Origin of the sequence: Sphingomonas sp. PP-F2F-G114-C0414 (assembly GCF_003688595.1) — a bacterium.
Classification (GTDB): domain Bacteria; phylum Pseudomonadota; class Alphaproteobacteria; order Sphingomonadales; family Sphingomonadaceae; genus Sphingomonas.
The window spans coordinates 78,825-97,092 of sequence record NZ_RCWT01000015.1; the positions used below are offsets into that span (position 1 = coordinate 78,825).

The 18,268-nt window shown below is 64.7% G+C and carries 17 protein-coding genes; 10 read left to right on the top strand and 7 right to left on the bottom strand.

Translation table 11 applies throughout. The features are described 5' to 3' along the window. Positions 1 to 5 precede the first annotated feature (5 nt). From C8J47_RS17330 to C8J47_RS17355, 6 genes are all read left to right on the top strand, one after another. The gene (locus C8J47_RS17330; RefSeq protein WP_404969296.1) at positions 6 to 2,120 is read left to right on the top strand and encodes a BamA/TamA family outer membrane protein; all 2,115 of its coding nucleotides are present in this window, start codon (positions 6 to 8) and stop codon (positions 2,118 to 2,120) included. Next, a complete protein-coding gene (locus tag C8J47_RS17335) occupies positions 2,120 to 6,388 on the top strand; it encodes a translocation/assembly module TamB domain-containing protein (protein WP_121886715.1) in 4,269 nt (1,422 codons plus the stop codon). The genes C8J47_RS17330 and C8J47_RS17335 overlap by 1 nt, the downstream gene beginning before the upstream one ends. Positions 6,389 to 6,457: 69 nt before the next feature. Beyond that, positions 6,458 to 7,942, top strand: coding sequence for an NAD(P)/FAD-dependent oxidoreductase (locus C8J47_RS17340; RefSeq protein WP_121886716.1), 1,485 nt, complete (start codon positions 6,458 to 6,460; stop codon positions 7,940 to 7,942). A 446-nt stretch (positions 7,943 to 8,388) separates the two neighbouring features. Further along, the gene (locus tag C8J47_RS17345; RefSeq protein ID WP_121886717.1) at positions 8,389 to 9,741 is read left to right on the top strand and encodes an EAL domain-containing protein; all 1,353 of its coding nucleotides are present in this window, start codon (positions 8,389 to 8,391) and stop codon (positions 9,739 to 9,741) included. Next, positions 9,726 to 12,218, top strand: a complete 2,493-nt coding sequence (locus tag C8J47_RS17350; RefSeq protein WP_147454356.1) for an ATP-binding protein — start codon at positions 9,726 to 9,728, stop codon at positions 12,216 to 12,218. Before C8J47_RS17345 ends, C8J47_RS17350 begins: the two co-directional genes overlap by 16 nt. A 64-nt stretch (positions 12,219 to 12,282) precedes the next feature. Continuing rightward, entirely contained in the window at positions 12,283 to 12,675 is a 393-nt protein-coding gene (locus C8J47_RS17355; RefSeq protein ID WP_056050637.1) for a response regulator, read from the top strand. Here the strand turns inward: C8J47_RS17355 and C8J47_RS17360 are convergent. Next, positions 12,672 to 13,508, bottom strand: a complete 837-nt coding sequence (locus tag C8J47_RS17360; RefSeq protein WP_121886796.1) for a class I SAM-dependent methyltransferase — start codon at positions 13,506 to 13,508, stop codon at positions 12,672 to 12,674. The genes C8J47_RS17355 and C8J47_RS17360 overlap by 4 nt on opposite strands. 90 nt (positions 13,509 to 13,598) lie before the next feature. On the opposite strand from C8J47_RS17360, the gene C8J47_RS17365 reads away from it, so the two are divergent. From C8J47_RS17365 to C8J47_RS17380, 4 genes are all read left to right on the top strand, one after another. After that, a complete protein-coding gene (locus C8J47_RS17365) occupies positions 13,599 to 14,318 on the top strand; it encodes a ComF family protein (protein ID WP_121886719.1) in 720 nt (239 codons plus the stop codon). Positions 14,319 to 14,391: 73 nt separating this feature from the next. Further along, positions 14,392 to 14,646: a glutaredoxin 3 gene (gene grxC / locus C8J47_RS17370; RefSeq protein WP_056050631.1), complete on the top strand. Its 255-nt coding sequence runs from the start codon at positions 14,392 to 14,394 to the stop codon at positions 14,644 to 14,646. Further along, positions 14,646 to 15,473: a carbon-nitrogen hydrolase family protein gene (locus C8J47_RS17375; protein WP_121886720.1), complete on the top strand. Its 828-nt coding sequence runs from the start codon at positions 14,646 to 14,648 to the stop codon at positions 15,471 to 15,473. Before grxC ends, C8J47_RS17375 begins: the two co-directional genes overlap by 1 nt. Then, positions 15,470 to 15,901, top strand: coding sequence for a DUF1178 family protein (locus C8J47_RS17380; RefSeq protein WP_121886721.1), 432 nt, complete (start codon positions 15,470 to 15,472; stop codon positions 15,899 to 15,901). The genes C8J47_RS17375 and C8J47_RS17380 overlap by 4 nt, the downstream gene beginning before the upstream one ends. 146 nt (positions 15,902 to 16,047) lie before the next feature. Here C8J47_RS17380 and C8J47_RS17385 read toward each other — a convergent pair whose 3' ends face one another. The 6 genes from C8J47_RS17385 to C8J47_RS17405 all read right to left on the bottom strand — a co-directional run bounded on the left by C8J47_RS17385 (position 16,048) and on the right by C8J47_RS17405 (position 18,192). Next, the gene (locus tag C8J47_RS17385; RefSeq protein WP_121886797.1) at positions 16,048 to 16,260 is read right to left on the bottom strand and encodes an AlpA family transcriptional regulator; all 213 of its coding nucleotides are present in this window, start codon (positions 16,258 to 16,260) and stop codon (positions 16,048 to 16,050) included. A 47-nt stretch (positions 16,261 to 16,307) separates the two neighbouring features. Further along, positions 16,308 to 16,556 (bottom strand): hypothetical protein, encoded by a 249-nt coding sequence (locus tag C8J47_RS17390; protein WP_121886722.1) that lies wholly within the window; start codon positions 16,554 to 16,556, stop codon positions 16,308 to 16,310. After that, positions 16,556 to 17,050 carry a hypothetical protein gene (locus C8J47_RS17395; RefSeq protein ID WP_147454357.1) on the bottom strand — a complete coding sequence of 165 codons (495 nt, stop codon included), beginning with the start codon at positions 17,048 to 17,050 and terminating at the stop codon, positions 16,556 to 16,558. Before C8J47_RS17395 ends, C8J47_RS17390 begins: the two co-directional genes overlap by 1 nt. A gap of 85 nt (positions 17,051 to 17,135) precedes the next feature. Continuing rightward, a complete protein-coding gene (locus C8J47_RS17400; RefSeq protein ID WP_121886724.1) occupies positions 17,136 to 17,324 on the bottom strand; it encodes a hypothetical protein in 189 nt (62 codons plus the stop codon). Between the two features lie 90 nt (positions 17,325 to 17,414). After that, positions 17,415 to 17,585, bottom strand: coding sequence for a hypothetical protein (locus C8J47_RS19265; protein WP_183129158.1), 171 nt, complete (start codon positions 17,583 to 17,585; stop codon positions 17,415 to 17,417). 151 nt (positions 17,586 to 17,736) lie between these two features. After that, a complete protein-coding gene (locus C8J47_RS17405; RefSeq protein ID WP_121886725.1) occupies positions 17,737 to 18,192 on the bottom strand; it encodes a hypothetical protein in 456 nt (151 codons plus the stop codon). Between the last annotated feature and the right edge of the window lie 76 nt (positions 18,193 to 18,268).

Sequence of the window (18,268 nt, forward strand, 5' to 3'; positions counted from 1 at the left end):
CCGCTCTGGCCAAGGGGCCCGATGCGCCCAAGCCCAGCGATCAGCCGCAATCGAACGACCCGCGTTCCGATGCGCCGATCGTGCCGGACGCCGAGTTCGACAGCGCCCTGCCGCCGTTGAGCGGCGACCTGAACGCGCCGCTGGAAGCGATGGCGCCGCTGCCCGCTCCGACGACCCAGGCACCTGCCCAGACACGCGCCCAGGCACCTGCGACACCCGCCATCGCAACGACCCCCGCGACCACGCTCGCCGGTGACGTCCTGCCGCCGACCGGCCCCAGCGATCCGCAACTCGCGCAACCGCTGACGCCGTTGTCGAGCTTCGACACGACCCCGCTCCAGACCGCGGCGGACATCAAGGATAAGGACGCGCCCGAGATCCGCTACGAGACCGCGACCAAGGGTCTCGACAAGGCGGGCGACGGGCTCGAAGGCGAATACAAGGCACTGTCCGCGCTCGCCGAGGGCAAGGGCAAGGCGGCGAACGCCACGCAGGTCGCAGCGCGTGCGCGCGAGGACGAGGCGCTCGCAGTGCGGTTGCTGAAGTCGCTCGGCTATTACGATGCGACCGCGATCTCGACGATCGAGACGATCCCCGACGCCGACAAGACCAAGCCCGCGCGGCTGAAGGCGACCGTCAGCGCGCAACCCGGCCGGCTCTATTCGCTGTCGTCGATCACCGTGAAGGCGGACGCGACGACCCCGCCCGATCTCGTCCGCACGCAATTGCCGCTGAAGGTCGGCGATCCGATCGAGGCCGCGCGGATCCAGGGCGCGGAGGCGAATGTCAGCTTGACGCTGCCGCAGCAGGGCTATCCGTTCGTCAAGGTCGGCGAGCGCGACATCCTGCTCGACGACCAGACCCCGACCGGCGCGTACACGCTGCCCGTCGATACCGGCCCGCGCTCGTCGTTCGGGCAGCTTCGCACCGAGGGCGATCCGGTCTTCAACCTCGAGCATCTAAACCTGTTCCCGCGGTTCAAGTCGGGGGAACTCTACGACAACCGGATGACCGATGACCTGCGCGATGCGCTGGTCGTGACATCGCTGTTCTCGACCGTCTCGGTCGAACCGGTCCGCACCGGCACGATCAACCCCGACGGCACCGAGCAGGTCGACCTGCTGGTGCGCCAGAGCGAAGGCAAGCCGCGCTCGCTCGGCGGCAATGTCGGGTTCTCGACCGGGCAGGGATTCCGCGCGGAAGGCACGTGGCAGCACCGCAACCTGTTCCCGTACGAGGGCGCACTGATCGCGTCGGTGATCGCCGGTACGCAGGAGCAGGGTCTGGCGGGCACGTTCCGCCGCGCCAACGCGGGCAAGCGCGACAAGACGTTCAGCCTGACCGCCGGCGCGAACCATTCGAATTACGACGCCTACGACGCGTTCACGACCAGCGTCGGCGTTCGCTGGAGCTACGATTCCACGCCGATCTGGCAGAAGCCGCTGACCTATTATTACGGTGGCGAACTCGTCGGCACGAACGAAAGCGTCTACGACTTCACGCAAGGCAAGGACGTCCGCCGGACTTACGGCATCGTCGCGCTGCCTGGTCAGGTGAAGTTCGATCGCTCGGACAGTCTGCTCAACCCGACCAAGGGCTATCGCCTCACGCTCAACCTCAGCCCCGAGACCTCGGTGCAGGGGTCGGTCAAGCCGTACGTCCGCACGATGATCGAGGGGACGTTCTACTATCCCGTCTCCAGCAGCATCGTCATCGCGGGCCGCGCCAAGGCCGGCTCGATCCAGGGCGTCGACCGCGACGATCTCGCCCCCTCGCGGCGCTACTACGGCGGCGGCGGCGGATCGGTGCGCGGCTATGGCTATCAGCGGCTCGGGCCGTTCGATCCCAACGGCAACCCGGTCGGCGGCCGCTCGCTCAACGAATTCGCGCTGGAGGCTCGCTACCGGTTCGGTGATTACGGCATCGTGCCGTTCATCGACGCGGGCAACAGCTATGAGAGCAGCACGCCGAACCTGTCGTCCCTGCGCTACGGCGCGGGCATCGGCGGGCGCTTCTACACCAGCTTCGGCCCGATGCGGTTCGACGTCGCGACTCCGCTGAACCCCCGCAAGGGCGACGGCAAGGTCGCCCTCTACATCTCGATCGGGCAGGCATTCTGATGGCCGAAAACGGCACTCCACCTGTTGAACAGGGCCCTGCTGAGCGGGACCAGTTCGAGCAGACCGAAACGGTGATCGTAGACCGTCGCCCGCTATGGCAGCGCATCCTGAAATGGCTCGCGATCCTGGCTGTCGGCCTGGTCGCGCTCGTCCTGATCGTGCTGTTCGGGATCAACACCGATCCGGGTCGGCGTCTCGTCGCCGACCAGATCGGCGGCTACACGACCGCATCCGGGCTGAACATCAAGGTCGGCCGGATCGACGGCTCGATCTACGGCGCGATGACGCTCAGCGACGTACGCGTGTCCGATCCCAAGGGCGTCTTCCTGACCAGCCCGAAGCTCGCCGTCGACTGGCGTCCGTTCGCGTTCGCCAAGAACCATGTCGATGTGCGCTCGCTGACCACGCCGCTGGTGACGCTGCAGCGCCGTCCCGTGCTCAACGCGACGCCGACCGATCCGAACGCGCCGTTGCTCCCCGATCTCGACATCGACGTGAACCGTCTGGTGATCGATCGCTTCCTGATCGCCAAGCCGGTCACCGGCCAGACGCATATCGTCAAGATCGACGGCGCGGTCCACATCGCCGACAAGCGCGCGCAGCTGACCACCAACGCGACCGCGTTGACCGGCCCCGGCATCGCTGGTGGCGACCGCCTCGTGCTCAAGCTCGACGCGGTGCCCGAGCAGAACAAGCTCGACGTCAACGTGAAGCTGACCGCCCCGGTCGGCGGCGTCGTCTCGACGATGGGGTCGTTCAAGGCGCCGCTGACGGCAACCATCGACGGCCGCGGCAGCTGGGCCTCGTGGCAGGGTCGCACCGTCGCGACGCTCGGCGGCGGGCAACTTGCCAACCTCGGCCTGACCGCGAAGAACGGCCATATCGAAGTGCGCGGTTCGACGCGTCCCGGTCTGTATCTCGAAGGTCCGGTCGAGCGCCTGACGTCGCCGCAGCTCGACGTCGCGATCGACACGACGCTCAACGACCGCAAGGCCGACACGCGGATGACGCTGAAGTCGGACGCGCTCGCGGTCGATGCCGGTGGCCTGATCGATCTAGCCAACAGCCGTTTCGGCAATTTCGCGGTCAACGCGAAGCTGCTGACCCCGGGCGCGATCCTGCCAAACCTTCGTGGTCGTGACGTCACGGCGCGCGTCGTGCTCGACGGTGCGTTCGCGACGCCGACGGTCGACTACAAGGTCCGCGCGGCAACGATCGCGTTCGGCGACATGGGCGTCGAGAACCTCTACGCCGAGGGTCTCGCGCGCGTGAACTCGGACCGTATCCTCGTACCGATCAAGGCGCGTGCACGTCGCGTGACGGGGCTCAATGCCGCAGTCGGCGGGCTCGCGACTAACGTCGCGATCGACGGCGACTTCGCGATCTCCGGCGTCAACGTCCTCTCGGACAACCTCAAGATCCGTTCGGACAAGATCGACGCGACCGCGGTGGTCGTCGCGAACATGGCGACCGGGCGCTACACCGGCGCGCTGAAGGGGCGGATCAACAACTACCGCGTCGACGGGATCGGCATCGTCAACCTGACGACCGACGCCAAGCTGGTGCCGGGACCCAAGGGCGGCTTCGGGATCACCGGTCGCGTCGTCGCGCAGACCTCGCAGATCTTCAATGAGGGCGCGCGCAGCTTCCTCGGCGGCAACGCGATCGTCCGCTCGGACATCGGCTACAGCCCCGAAGGCATCGTCACCTTCCGCAATCTCCGCATGAACGCGCCACAGTTCCGCGTGACGAGTGGCGAAGGCCGGTTCGATCCGGCCACCGGCGCGGTGCTGGTGAATGCCGACGCGTATTCGACCGCCTATGGCCCATTGTCCGCTCGCGTGACGGGCAGCGCGACGGCGCCGGTCGTCGTCCTGCGTGCACCGCGGCCGGGCGTGGGCGTTGGCCTCGTCAATCTCAACGCGCGCATCGTCGGCCGTGGCGGCGTGTATGCCGTCACCGCGAGCGGTGGCACCAACTATGGGCCATTCACCGCTGACGTGCTGGTCAAGCCGGGCGCGCAACTCGCGGTTGATGTGCGCCGCGTCGTATTCGCCGGGATCGTCGGCAGCGGTCGGATCGTGCAGACCGCCGCCGGCCCGTTCGCGGGTGCGCTCCAGTTCGCCGGGCAGGGCCTGTCGGGCAACGTGCGCCTCGCCAACCAGGGTGGCTACCAGCGCGCCGACGTCGCGGCTCGTGCCAACGGCGCCAAAATCCCCGGCATGGTCGACTTCACCATCGGCCGCGCGATCGTCAACGCCACTGCGGTGCTGACCCCGACGCCACAGATCGTCGCCGACGCGCAGATCGCCGACATGCGCTACGGCGCGATCGTCCTCTCGGCGGCACGCGCGAAGGTAAACTATGTTGGCGGCAACGGCACTGCGCAGGCGCTGCTGACCGGCTCGAACGGCGTGCCGTTCCGTCTCGCGGTCAACGCGAAGCTCAGCCCCAACAAATACCTCGTCGCCGCACAGGGCCAGGCGAACGGCATCGACTTCCGCACCGTCAATCCGGCGCGTATCCAGGCGGTGAAGGGCGAGTACCGCCTGTCGCCGACCCGGATCGACTTCGGCGGCGCAGGCGGTGGCTCGGCGCGCTTGGCTGGCAGCTACGGCCGCGGCACGAACGCGCAGGTCCGGCTCGATCGGCTCGATCTGTCGACGCTGTCCGCGCTGGTTCCGAACCTCGGCATCGGCGGCAAGGCGACCGGCAGCCTCGACTTTGCGCAGGCGAACTCGGCCGCACTGCCGACCGCGGACGCACGCGTGACCGTCACCAACTTCACCCGCTCGGGTCTCGCTGCCGTCTCCGACCCCGTCGACATTGTGTTCGCCGGAACGCTCGGCGGCGAGGGTGCGACCGGTCGTGCACTGGTGCGTCGCGGAACGTCGGTCATCGGCCGGATGGTCGCAAATCTTCGGCCGCTGCCGGCGGGCAACGGTTCGTGGAGCACGCGCCTGATGGCCGCGCCGCTGTCGGGCGGGATCCGTTATAACGGCCCGTCGGCAGTGCTGTTCAGCTTTGCCGCGATCCCGAACCAGCAGCTGTCGGGTCCGATCGCGGTCGCCGCCGACTTCTCCGGGCGCCTGTCCGCACCGCAGCTGAACGGCGTCGTCCGGGCCGACAACCTGACCTACGACAACGAGACCTATGGCACGCGTCTGTCGCAGATGCGGATCGCTGGGCGGTTCTCGAACACCGACCTGCAACTGACGCAGCTAAGCGCAAAGGCCGGCGACGGTACCTTGCAGGCGCAGGGCAAAATCGGGTTTGCGGCGGATAGCGGCTTCCCGATCGACATCCGCGCTACGCTGAACAATGCGCAGCTTGCCAAGAGCGACGCGATCAGCGCGACGACCACGGGTACGGTTCACCTCACCAACGGACGCGATGGCGGCCTGATCCAGGGCGATCTCCAGATCCCCGAGGCGCGCTACCAGATCATCCGTCAGGGCCAGGCCGAAGTTCCCGAGCTGACGGGCGTGCGTCGCAAGAGCGACATCCGTACGCCGGTCTCGACCGATCGCTCGGACGTGCCTGCGATAGGCAAGTTCAAGCTCGACCTTCGCGTTCGTGCGCCGAACCAGCTGTTCGTCTCGGGAATGGGCCTCGAGTCCGAATGGGAGATGGACATGCACATCGGCGGCACGTCCGCCGCGCCGATCGTCACCGGCGGCATGGACGTGGTCCGCGGCACCTACTCGTTCTCGGGCAAGCGGTTCGAGGTGAACAAGGGCCAGATCCGCTTCCGCGGCGGTGCGCTGACCGATCCCGACATCAACATCCAGGCGACCACGACCACCAGCGACATCACCGTCGTCATCAACGTCACCGGGACCGGCCAGAAGCCGCAGATCGCGTTCACGTCGACCCCGGTCCTGCCGCAGGACGAAGTGCTTAGCCGCCTGTTGTTCGGATCGAGCCCGGCAAACCTGTCGGCGACCGAGGCGATCCAGCTGGCGTCCGCACTGAACTCGCTGCGCGGGTCGGGCGGCGGCGGTCTGAACCCGCTCGGCAAGCTCCGCTCGGCGACCGGGTTCGACCGGTTGCGCGTGCTCGGTGCCGATCAGGCGACCGGGCGTGGCACCAGCCTCGCGGCCGGCAAGTACATCACGAAGAACATTTATGTGGAGATCGTGACGGACGCGAAGGGCTTCACCTCGACCCAGCTTGAGATCGCACTGACCAAGGCGCTCAGCCTGTTGTCGGCCGCGGGATCGAGCGGCGGGCAGAGCGCGAGCGTGAAATATACGAAGGACTATTGAGTAAAGATCACAACAGGATAGGTTCGGTTATGAAACCTACGGCGTAACGCCGGGGCGCGAGGATGCAGCATGACCGAACATGTCGACGTGATCGTGGTGGGTGCCGGCATTTCCGGGATCGGCACCGGCTACCACCTGCAGACGCGCTGCCCTGATCGCAGCTACATGATCCTCGAGGGTCGGCAGTCGATGGGCGGGACGTGGGACCTGTTCCGCTATCCCGGCATCCGCTCCGATTCGGACATGCACACGCTGGGGTTCGCCTTCCACCCCTGGACCGCGGCCAAGTCGATCGCCGACGGCCCGTCGATCCGCGCCTATGTCGAGGACACGGCGCAAGCGTACGGCATCGACCGAAAGATCCGCTACGGCCACCACGTAAAGTCCGCTGCGTGGTCGACCGAGGACGCGCGCTGGACGGTCGAAGCGACCGGCCCCGACGGTCCGGTAACGCTGACCTGCAACTTCCTCTCGATGTGCGCGGGCTATTACAATTACGCCAAGGCCTATTCGCCCGAGTTCGAGGGGGCGGATAGTTTTGCCGGGCAGATCGTCCACCCGCAATTCTGGCCCGAGGACCTCGACTATAGCGGCAAGAACGTCGTCGTGATCGGCAGCGGCGCGACCGCCGTGACGCTCGTCCCGTCGATGGCGAAGACCGCGGCGCACGTGACGATGCTTCAGCGATCGCCGACGTATATCGTCGCGCGGCCGGGCGAGGACGGCGTGGCGAACTGGCTGCGTGGCAAGCTGCCGGCCAAGGCCGCGTACGGCATCACGCGGTGGAAGAACGTGCTGATGGGGATGTTTTTCTACCGGATGGCGCGGAAGCGGCCTGCCCAGATCAAGGAGCGGATGATCGGCATGGTCCGCGATCAGCTCGGTCCCGATTACGATGTCGCGACGCACTTCACCCCGCGCTACAATCCCTGGGACCAGCGCGTCTGCCTGGTGCCCGACGGCGACCTGTTCACCGCGATCAACGCCGGCACCGCTTCGATCGTCACCGACACGATCGCGCGGATCACGCCCGACGGCATCCACCTCGATTCGGGGAAGGACCTGCCCGCCGACGTGATCGTCACCGCGACGGGGCTCGAACTGCAATTGATGAGCGGGGTCGCGTTCAGCCTCGACGGCAAGCCGATCAAACTCGCCGGGCGCCTCCAGTACAAGGGCATGATGTTCGACGGCGTGCCCAACCTGTCCTCGACCTTCGGCTACACCAACGCGTCGTGGACGCTGAAGGCGGACCTGACCGCGGTGTATGTCTGCCGCTTGCTCAACACGATGAAGAAACGTGGGTTGCGGCAAGCGACGCCGAGCAACGACGATCCCAGCATGAAGCAGGAGGCGTTCCTGGATTTCACCTCAGGCTATGTGCAGCGCGCTGCTGCGGCTCTGCCGGTTCAAGGCGCACGCAAGCCGTGGAAGCTGAACCAGAATTATGCGCTGGATCTGCTAGCGTTGAAGTTCGGCTCGGTCGACGATTCGATGAGGTTCTCGAACCCGGCGACGCTTCATTCGCTACGCGCTGACATGACGCGGGCCTAACCGTCGATTCGGCTCCTGAATGAGCGCTGTTCGGCAATGCAAGGATTGGAAACCGGAATTGGTGCAACTTGCAGCTAATAAGGTTTTATTTGACGTTGCGTTGGAAGCTTTGATCAAAAGCGCGTTTGGACATCCCTGATCAAAACTCGTTAGTCATTGACTAATAACGGTTAAATGTCGGTCCGGAAACCTGACGCGCCAACTGGTAGCGAATCTGTATCCGGACCGACGAACGTTATTCACCAAGGCTTGATGGTGTTACCGAGTAGAAAGACAATGAAATTCAGCATGTTTATGCTCCCTTATGGGCACCGTTACCGGTGCTCGCACAACATATCACTAATGCGACGTTAAACAATCATCTTTATAGTCTGTTAACCATACATTATGCGTGTGTGTCGTTTGCGGTTAAGGGTATGTTTAGGGCTCGCCGATAGCACGACGGGATGAGCGAACATCCGTACTCGCAGATCGAGTGCAGCCCGACGCAAACAGATGCGCGGCTGGTCGATTCGGTTTTGCTCGGCGAACTTCGGCAGGACGGGATCTGCGATCGGGCGCTGAACGGTTGGCGTTTCCTGATCCTAGCAGAGATCGCCAACTTTGCCGCGCTACGACGCCACCTCGGCAAAGCCCGTTCGGAGACACTGATCGTCGATTTCGGCGCACGGGTCCGCGAAGCTCTTCCGGACGCGCGCGTCGTTGCGGTCGGTCGCGAAATGTTGGAAATTGCGTTCGAGAGCGGGGCGCGGCTTGCGCTCGATGTCGCGATCGCTGCACTGGAAGGCGCGTTCGAAAGCCCATTCGATATCGATGGCGAGACCCATGATATCCAGCCACGCCTCGGTGGTGCCGCGGCCGCGCCCCATCGCGACGAGGTTCATCTGATCGAGGCAGCGGAACAGGCTTTGGCGGAGGCGCGTATCGAGCGCACCCCAGTCGCGCTCGACGTAGCTGGAAGTACGGAGGCGATCGATCGGGCTCAACTCGTCCGGGACTTGCCCGTCGCGATCGAAAACGAAGAACTCTTTCTGCAGTATCAACCGAAGGTCCACCTTCGGCGGCAGCAGATCACGAGCGTCGAGGCACTGGTTCGCTGGAACCACCCGACACGCGGACTGGTGTTGCCGAGCGACTTCATTCCATTGGCTGAAGAAACCCACGATATTGTCCCGCTGACCCTGTGGACGATACGACGGTCGATCGAGGACCAGAAGATATTGTCGCGGGCCGGGCACGATCTGCGGGTGTTCATCAATATCTCCGGCGTGCTCCTGGCAGATGCGTGGTTCGTTAGACAGGCATGCACGTTGGTCGAGCAGAGCGGTGCTCAACTCGGGTTCGAGATCACCGAAACGTCGGTCATTCGCGATCCCGAAAGCGCGATCGCGAACCTCAAGGTCTTTGCCGAGATCGGCATCGTCATCGCGATCGACGATTACGGGGCGGGGTTGTCCTCGCTGGCGTATCTCAAGCAGTTGCCGGCCCGAGAATTGAAGATCGACAAGCTTTTCGTGACTCAATTGACGAGCTCGAACCGCGACCCGCTGATCGTTCGCTCGACCATCGATCTCGCGCATGCGCTGGAAATGGAAGTCGTCGCGGAAGGCGTCGAGACGCCCGCGGCGATGGCGCTCCTTTCGGTGATGGGGTGCGACATGATCCAGGGATTCCTGATCAGTCGTCCGATCAATATCGATGCGCTGATCCATTTTCTCGACGACGGCAAGGCGCTGGCGCTGGCCACCGACGTCCGGGCGCCATTCAATCGACTGGCGACCGTGTGGAAGCGCGCCTGACCCACGCTCTAGTCCGATTTTTCGCTACGTTCGTGGCGCCGCTGGTGTTGCTGATGAACGCCGCATCCGCGACGGCGTCACCGCTTGCGCGCGTGACGACGAGCAGCAAAAATTACGAAACGGCGGTCGCCGCAGCGAAGGAGGCGATGCTGACCGATCCGACGGAGGCGCTGACCAAGGCAATCGACGCCGAGCGTCTCGGCGCACGCATCCCGCAAGCTGATCGCCGCGACATCGCGCTGGCAACTGCGCTGTGGCTGCAGGGGGAAGCATATTTAAGGACGAACAAGACAGATTTGGCGGAGGCCGCGGTAAGGAGTGCTATCACCGAGGTAGTGCAGCGCGAACCGAGGTCGAAGCTGCATGCTGACCTTCTTCTCTCGCTTGGGTGGGTAGACAGCAATCGAGGTCAGGCGGGCAACGCGTTGCGGGACTATCAGCGGGCGTTCGAACTATATCGGTATCTCGACGATCTGCGGGGGCAGTCGCGCGCTCTGGTGTTTATCGCATCGCTCTACGACCAAGCCCAAGAGCAGCAGACGGCGCTCAAATATTATCAGCAGGCATTGGATATCTACGGGATCGATATCAGTCTTTCGCTCGCCATTCATAATAACCGGGCGCTCTCCCTGGCTCAGATGCGCCGTTATCCGCAAGCACGCGACGAGTTGGCGCAGGCACTGGCGATGGCCAAAAAGCTTGGAAGCCGCAATCTCATAGAAGAAATCTATATCAATACCGCGCGCATCCAACTGGAGATTGGAAATTTCGCGCGGGCGGACCAAGCGCTAAGAATGGCGCGCAAGGCCGCTGATTCGCTTGACGCGGGGCTACGCAGCCGGCTGTTCGCTACCGAAGCACAGGCTGCATTGCAGCACGGCGATATCGCTTCGGCACATGAGTTGATCTCTGCGGCATTGTCGGGGATCGATTCCAAGACCACCGATATGTCATACAGGGACGTCCACCAGACGGCCTATGACGTCAGTAGAAAAAGCGGCGATGCGTCGAGCGCCTTGGTTCAACTTCAGGCGATCAAGCGACTGGATGATGATGCCACCAAACTGGCAACCAGCACCAAGACCGCTTTGATGGCGGCAAGGTTCGACTTCGCGAATCAGGAACTGAAGATCAGTCAACTCAAGGCCAGAGAACTTAAACGCAGCATCGCGTTCGAGCGCGCGCGCGCGCAGACTCAGCGCTACGTGTTTCTGGGGACATCGGCCGCGGTGGCAGTGCTGATCGCAATGTTGGCGGTCGGCTTGGTTACGATCCGCCGCAGCCGCGACCGCGTGCGGGCGGCGAACGACGACCTCGCCGTGACCAACGATGCGCTCGGCAAAGCACTCGCCGCCAAGACCGAGTTCCTGGCGACCACGAGCCACGAGATACGGACGCCGCTCAACGGTATCCTCGGCATGACGCAGGTGATGCTCGCGGATCGGGCGCTCGGGTCCGCGATCCGCGACCGCCTCGACATCGTCCACGGCGCGGGTGTCAGGATGCGCGCCTTGGTCGACGACATTCTCGACGTGGCCAAGATGGAGACGGGGAATTTGACGATCGAGTCCGCGCCGTTCGATCTTCGCGCGACGGTAATCGACGCGACCCGGATGTGGGACGAGCAGGCCCGTGCCAAGGGATTGTCGTTCGTTGTCGATTTGGACGGCTGTCCGGACATGATCATGGGTGATGCCGCGCGCGTCCGACAGATCGTGTTCAACCTGCTGTCGAACGCGCTCAAGTTCACGACATCGGGCGAGGTGGCGCTGACGATCGACGTCGCGACGGATGACCGCCTCCGCATTGCCGTCACCGATTCGGGTATCGGCATCTCGCCGGGCAAGTTCGAGGAGATATTCGAGTCGTTCAAACAGGCCGATGCGGGCACGACGCGGCAATTCGGCGGTACCGGGCTTGGTCTCTCGATCTGCCGCAATCTGGCGCGTGCGATGGGCGGCGAGGTGTCGGTCGGCAGCGCGATCGGTCGCGGCGCGACGTTCACGTTGACGCTCCCGTTGATCCGCGCCGAACCTATCGCGATCACCGAACGCGGCGCTGTGGAGGGAACGGTAACGCTGGTGCTCGATCGCAACCCGATCACCCGCAGCATGTTCACGACGTTGCTCGCGCCGCGTTGTGGTCCGGTCGGGTGCGCGACGTCGGTCGACGAAGCCATCGCACGACTTGATCTGGGCAATGTCGCGCGCGTGCTGATCGACGACGTGACGGTACGAGGGGAGGGCGATCATATCGCAGCGCTGACTCGGATCGCCTACGCAGCCGCATCGGCATGTGTCGAAACGACGCTGCTCTGGCCCATTTCGGCTGATCGGGAACGCGAGGAATTGCTCGCGACAGGGATCACGCGCGTCGTGGCAAAGCCGGTCAGCGGGGCCGATCTCATCGCAGCAGTTTTACATGGATCAGTTTCAAAAAACCACTCAATTCCTGACCTTGTATCTCACGCTGCATGACGCGTAGACGTAGCGGCATGACGGTCCTTTCGCCTCCTTTCAAACGCCCCTCGCGACCTACCTCGTGAACGTCCTTTTCATCGAAGATGACCGGATGAACCGGCGTGTTGTCAAAGACATGCTCGACGTCGCCGGGGCGACGATGGTCGAAGCGGAGAGCGCCGAAATCGGCTTGAAGATCCTCGATGACGACGAGTTCGCGATCGTCCTGGTCGATCTGCGAATGCCCGGCATGGATGGGATAACCGCGATCCGGCATATCCGCGCCCGAGGTGATGCGAAGGCGGTCGTGCCGATCATCGTCGTCACGGCGGATATCGCGCCCGACCTCCGCCAGCGATGCCTTGCCGCGGGAGCGGACGACGTGATCTTCAAGCCGGTCGCGATGGATGCGCTGTTCGAGGCGATGGGACGCATCCTGGCGCGCGCCGCGGAGGGCGACGGACTGATCGCCTAGCGTTTGAGCGCGTCGCCCAGCGACGCCGTCGCGCTGCCGCGTCTAGCGGGCTTGGGTTGCGAGGGATCGGGCGACCAGCCGGTCAGGAAGACGATCTGGAACGTCTCCCGCGTTCTTCCCGTATCGTCGGCAGCGTCTCCAAATGCCGCGAAAGTCCGGCCGAGCACGTCGCGCGTCAGGGGTTGGCGTTGCGCGAGCATATTGTTCGCCGCCATGCCGCGCAGGTCGGCGAACACGCGGCTCAGATCGGCATAGCGGACATCGAGCGTCTCGACGTCGGCGACCGGCAACGCGAAGCCGGCGCGCATCAGCAGGTCGCCTGCCGACCGCACGTCGACCTGCGGATGGAGGCGCGCGGCGGGGCGTTCGCTCTCGCCGATCCGCAACGCCGCACGGAGCGCGTGCAAGCTCCCCGCGCCGACGAACGCGCCGAGAAATAGCCCGTCCGGACGCAGCACGCGTCGGATGAGAGCAAGCGCGCCGGGCAGGTCGTTGACTTGGTCGAGCACGCCGGCGCTGACCACCAGATCGAACGACGCATCGGCGAACGGCAGGCGATCCTCGTCGGCCTGTACCCCGCCGGTTCTTGCGGCAAACGCGAAGCCCGCGTCGCACCGCACTACGCGGGCGCCCTGCGGCGGCGAAAACCCGCCATCGAAACACCCTAGGTCGAGGATGTCGGTGAACGGGCGGGTGACCGCATCGAGCCGCTCGGCGATTCCGTCGAGCATCGTCTCGCGAAGAAAAGCATGATCGGCATAATCGGGCTCGGCGCGGTCGCGACGCCGGCGACGCGCCGCGCGGTCGAAGATTTCGGGAGGGCTGTCTGACACGACTGCGCTTGTGCCGTGGTCGGGCTTCCACGACAAGGTCTCGCAAGGGAGCCAGACGGGAGCAGGCTTCAAGGCGAGGGGAGATACGGCATGACCGGACTGTTTCGCCGGATCATCGGCCTCGCGTTGCCGCCGCGCTGTGGCGGCTGCGGGACACCCGTCGCCGAGGATCACCGGTTCTGTGCGATCTGCTGGAGCAGCCTGCGGTTTCTCGGACCGCCCTGGTGCGTGGCGTGCAACCGCCCGTTTGCCTTCGATCGCGGCGATGGCGTCGTCTGCGCGCCATGTCTCGCCGAGCCGCCCCGGCATGCCGGTGTCCGCGCTGCGGTCGCTTACGGACCCATCGCAAGCAGCCTCGTGCTGCGGCTCAAATATGGCGGCCGGATCGCTTTTGCCGAGACGATGGCGCGGCATATGCATCGCCTGATGCCCGATGCTGCCGACCTGCTGGTGCCGGTGCCGCTGCACCGATGGCGAATCTGGTCGCGCGGGTTCAACCAGGCGACGCTGATCGCCCGCTCGGTGGCGGCATTATCCGGCGTCACCCACGATTGCGATATACTCGTTCGGGCGCGGCGGACGCTCGTGCTGCGGGGATTGGGAGGGAAAGCGCGCGCGAAGGCGGTCGCGGGTGCATTCGCCGTTTGCGCGCCCGAGCGGGTTCGGGGGCGGTCGGTCGTGCTTGTCGACGACGTGTATACCAGCGGCGCGACCACGGACGGCTGTACGCGCGTCTTGCTCAAGGCGGGTGCGCGATCGGTCACGATATTGTGCTGGGCGCGCGTGCTGTCTCCGACGGCAAGCGATTGATCCACGCCGAATTGACCGCCCAATTTACCCTCACCGAGTTGACAGCGCTCGGCGGAAACCACATCTCCGGCGCATGGCAAAAGTAGAAATCTATACCAAGGCGTTCTGCCCGTACTGCACGCGCGCGCTGAAACTTCTCGCCTCGAAGGGCGTCGAACCCGAGCAGTTCGACGTGACGATGGGCGGCCCGAAGAAAGCCGAGATGGTCGAGCGCTCGGGCGGTCGCAACACGATGCCGCAGGTCTTTATCGACGGTAAGCATATCGGCGGATCGGACGACCTCGCGGCGCTCGACGCAAAGGGCGGTCTCGACGCTCTGCTGGCCTGATGGCCAGGATCGGCGTTCTCCAGATGACGAGCGGTATCGATCCGGTCGTCAACGCGGCGACGCTGGTCGATGCGGTCAATAGGGCGGCGGCCGAGGGCGCGGCGATGCTGTTCACGCCCGAGATGTCCGGCCTGATCGACCGCGATCGGGTCCGGGCGGGCGCTTCGATCGTGAGCGAGGCCGAGGACCGCGTGCTCGCAGCGGTTTGCGCCGCTGCCGCCGATGCGGGTATCTGGGTGCATCTGGGCTCGTTGGCAGTTCGCCGCTCCGATGGCAGGCTCGCCAATCGCGGGTTCGTGATCGACGATGCCGGCACGATCCGCGTGCGTTACGACAAGCTGCATCTGTTCGACGTCGATCTGCCGACAGGTGAGAGCTGGCGCGAATCCGCCGCCTATGTCGCGGGCGACACCGCGACCGTGATCGACACGCCCGTCGGGATGGTCGGTCCATCGATCTGTTACGATCTTCGGTTCGCCGATCTGTACCGCGCTTTGAGCAACGCCGGTGCGACTATATTGTCCGTCCCCGCCGCCTTCACGCGATCGACGGGCGCGGCGCACTGGCACATACTGCTGCGCGCCCGTGCGATCGAGGCGGGGGCGTTCGTCGTTGCCGCGGCGCAGACCGGCGAGCATCCCGACGGACGCACGACCTACGGCCGTTCGCTGGTCATCGATCCTTGGGGCGATGTCCTGCTCGACATGGGTGACGCGGCTGGATTGGGTTTTGCCGAGATCGACGCCGAGCGACTGCGCGAGGTGCGATCGCGCATCCCGGTGATCGCGCACCGTTGTGCCATCCCCCTTGTCACGGTCGTGCGGTGATCGTCTTCGATCTGAAGTGCGGCGGCGGCCATGTCTTCGAGGCCTGGTTCGGCTCCAGCATTGCGTACGAAACGCAGCGCGAAGCGGGGCAGGTCCACTGCCCGATCTGCGGCGATAGCACGATCATAAAGGCGCTCATGGCCCCTGCGATCCCCGCCAAGGGCAACAGCAAGGCGCCATCGCCGAGCCCCGACGCGATCAAGTCCGCCCTGGCGATGTTGGCGAAACAGCAGGCCAAGGCGCTCGAATCATCGCAGTGGGTCGGTACAGCCTTCGCCGATCGCGCCCGCGCCATGCATCTCGGCGAGGAAAAGCACGCCACCATCCACGGGCGGGCGAGCCTCGCCGAGGCTAAGGCTCTTGCGGACGAAGGCGTCGCGATTGCTGCGCTGCCCTTACCGATCGTCCCGCCGGACCGAACCAACTGATCGTCCGTTTCGGAATTTGCACGGGCGAGCGACGTAAATTGGCGGACGGGGTGACTGCGGCGTAAGTCATGGTAAGGCACCTGAAACGTTAAATAAATATCCGAAAAAACTAGACTGGTGCCCCCTTTGGTGACCCCAGCTTTTAGTCATCCGGTGTCAAAGGCGTCCGCCAGTCGTGCCGCTACCCATTTGGATACTTCTGCTTCCCACCAGCCGACGCAGCGCTTGGTTAGCGCCTTGCTTTTCGGGAAATCCCCTGCGTCCATGAGCCGGTAGATCGTCGCGCGGCTGAGCCCTACAGTGGCGATCACGTCGTTTATGCGGAGGAACCGGCCACCGTCGCTAGGGCGCCCGTTCATTTTGTCAGACGCAAGACTCCGGCGCGAAAGCTCGCTGGGCATCATGTTCATGCAGCCCGCACCTCGATCTGGCTGAGGGCGAGCACGTCGATCGCCTCCCATGCGGGTGCCATGTTGCCTTCGGCAGCGGCCTTCACCGCATAGGCAAGGTCCAGCGACGCGCGGATCGCGTTGTCGATGATCGCCGTGTGCGCCAGCGCTGTTGTGATCATGCCAGCGTCGTGGAGGCGCTTTGCGCCGTCGTCGCGGATGATCTCCAGAGCGCGGAGGCTTGCGGTCAGGGTAGCGCGTGACATCAGCGCAGCGCCTTGGCCGAGGCGGTGTCAGAGATCTTCGTGCTATCGAGTATGATTTCCGCCGCGAGCGTTCCCGTACCGTTGTGGGAGACGCGAATATGCTCGTGCATGACAGATACGCCGCCTGTGATCTCGGCCCGGCAATAGCCGCACACCATTGGGACGGTCTCATCAGCCATGACGGCGCGGAGCTTGGCGGCATGCTCCAGCATCTTGTTGCCGCGGGCTTCAAGCGCCTTTGCGGTGAGCAACAGGTCGAGGTTAGAAATGCCGCGTTCAGCGTTGAGCTTAAAATTCACGTTGCGCGGGGTGACGCACAAGATATCCGCCAGCGTCTGCTTTTTGCCCCCGAGGATTTCGTAGGCAGTATGCAGCCCCATCATGCGTGGCATTTCGACCGGAAAGCCGCGCTGTTCCCGCTTTGGGGAACAGGTCTTGGGTTGTGGCGATGGCAGAGACTTGCGAGCTTCAGAGGGAGCGGCGCTGATCATCATGGAGATCCTGTTGGTGCGAGGGGATCGAGCGGTCGCGCCAGCGGCCGTTCTTGTAGAAAGCATTTCGCCAAGAGCGGCGAACGGGTCAGAACATGGGCGGCGGGCGTCGCTGGATCGGGTGCAGATCCTTGGCGAGGCAGAGGACGGCCTGTCCGTCGTCGAAGCGGACCGAGGCGAAAGCCTTGCGGACGGCCAGGACGTCGCACTGCTTTCCGGTACGGCCGAGCCCTTCGAAGAGGGCACGATCGCCACCGCTGACCGCGACGTCCGCCACGTCACAGGATCCACCATGCGAGGATCGGCGACCAGGCGAGCAGCACGGTGGCAACGATCGCACGCGACTTGTACGTGGCGGACCAGCGCATCAGCGTACCGCTTCAACGATAGGCGCGCTGGCCGGTTCGATATGGCCAAGCGCAAGCCGGCAGATCCGGTCCCATTGGGGAGCAATCGTCGTGCCGATCACGCCGATCGCCGTTGCGCCTGCGCTGCCGAATACGGCCAGCGCTAAGCCGGTGAGGACATCGTGCAGCATCAGCGACGCCGATCCGATGTGCCGGCGACGACCATGACGATCGCGACGGGGATCCAAACGACCGCGAATAGGATCGCCACGACGATCTTGGCGATACGGCGGTTGCGCATGCGGCGCTCCAGCCGTGCGGGGCTGCATGGTGCCGCAGCGATCACTGGCTGCACTCCACCGGCGCGGTGTCGGGCAGGCATGCGGTGCAGGCGGTATCGGTCGCCCATGCGCACGCGCCATGTTCGTCGCTCGTGCAGGGATCCCAATGGCTACAACCGCAACCACGGCAGATGCGAGGATGGCTATCAGCCGGATCGGTGGCGAGCTGGCGGTAGACGTCCGTGTCGAACGGGAAAACGCTGCGCAGGGCTTCCAGCGTTTCGGGGCGGCGAGCCGTGTTGCCGGGCGTTTCCAGCGCGTGGATCAGGTTGAGTGCGGGCGCAACCTCATCGGCGTTCTGTGCAAGCATGCCGGCCGCTACCTTGGTCGACATTCCCGACGCCTCGCGACGCAGCTTGATGTATCCGGCGGGCGTCAGGGGAGCGGCGCTAGCAGTTGCGGCGCGCTCGCCTCTCTGCATCGGCATCGTGAATGTACGCGGGAAGACGTGCATCATCGGGCATTCCTTTCGACAAGGGGGTAGCGGTGCCGGAAGCGGGTGCTTCCGGATGGCGGGGGGGATGGTTCAGGAC

What these genes read in the sequence shown, in the direction of transcription:
- C8J47_RS17405 (WP_121886725.1), bottom strand. Translation starts at nt 18,192, where the DNA reads ATGATGCACGTCTTCCCGCGTACATTCACGATGCCGATGCAGAGAGGC.
- C8J47_RS17375 (WP_121886720.1), top strand. Translation starts at nt 14,646, where the DNA reads ATGGCCAGGATCGGCGTTCTCCAGATGACGAGCGGTATCGATCCGGTC.
- grxC (WP_056050631.1), top strand. Translation starts at nt 14,392, where the DNA reads ATGGCAAAAGTAGAAATCTATACCAAGGCGTTCTGCCCGTACTGCACG.
- C8J47_RS19265 (WP_183129158.1), bottom strand. Translation starts at nt 17,585, where the DNA reads ATGCTGCACGATGTCCTCACCGGCTTAGCGCTGGCCGTATTCGGCAGC.
- C8J47_RS17395 (WP_147454357.1), bottom strand. Translation starts at nt 17,050, where the DNA reads ATGATGATCAGCGCCGCTCCCTCTGAAGCTCGCAAGTCTCTGCCATCG.
- C8J47_RS17340 (WP_121886716.1), top strand. Translation starts at nt 6,458, where the DNA reads ATGACCGAACATGTCGACGTGATCGTGGTGGGTGCCGGCATTTCCGGG.
- C8J47_RS17385 (WP_121886797.1), bottom strand. Translation starts at nt 16,260, where the DNA reads ATGAACGGGCGCCCTAGCGACGGTGGCCGGTTCCTCCGCATAAACGAC.
- C8J47_RS17365 (WP_121886719.1), top strand. Translation starts at nt 13,599, where the DNA reads ATGACCGGACTGTTTCGCCGGATCATCGGCCTCGCGTTGCCGCCGCGC.
- C8J47_RS17335 (WP_121886715.1), top strand. Translation starts at nt 2,120, where the DNA reads ATGGCCGAAAACGGCACTCCACCTGTTGAACAGGGCCCTGCTGAGCGG.
- C8J47_RS17345 (WP_121886717.1), top strand. Translation starts at nt 8,389, where the DNA reads ATGAGCGAACATCCGTACTCGCAGATCGAGTGCAGCCCGACGCAAACA.
- C8J47_RS17390 (WP_121886722.1), bottom strand. Translation starts at nt 16,556, where the DNA reads ATGTCACGCGCTACCCTGACCGCAAGCCTCCGCGCTCTGGAGATCATC.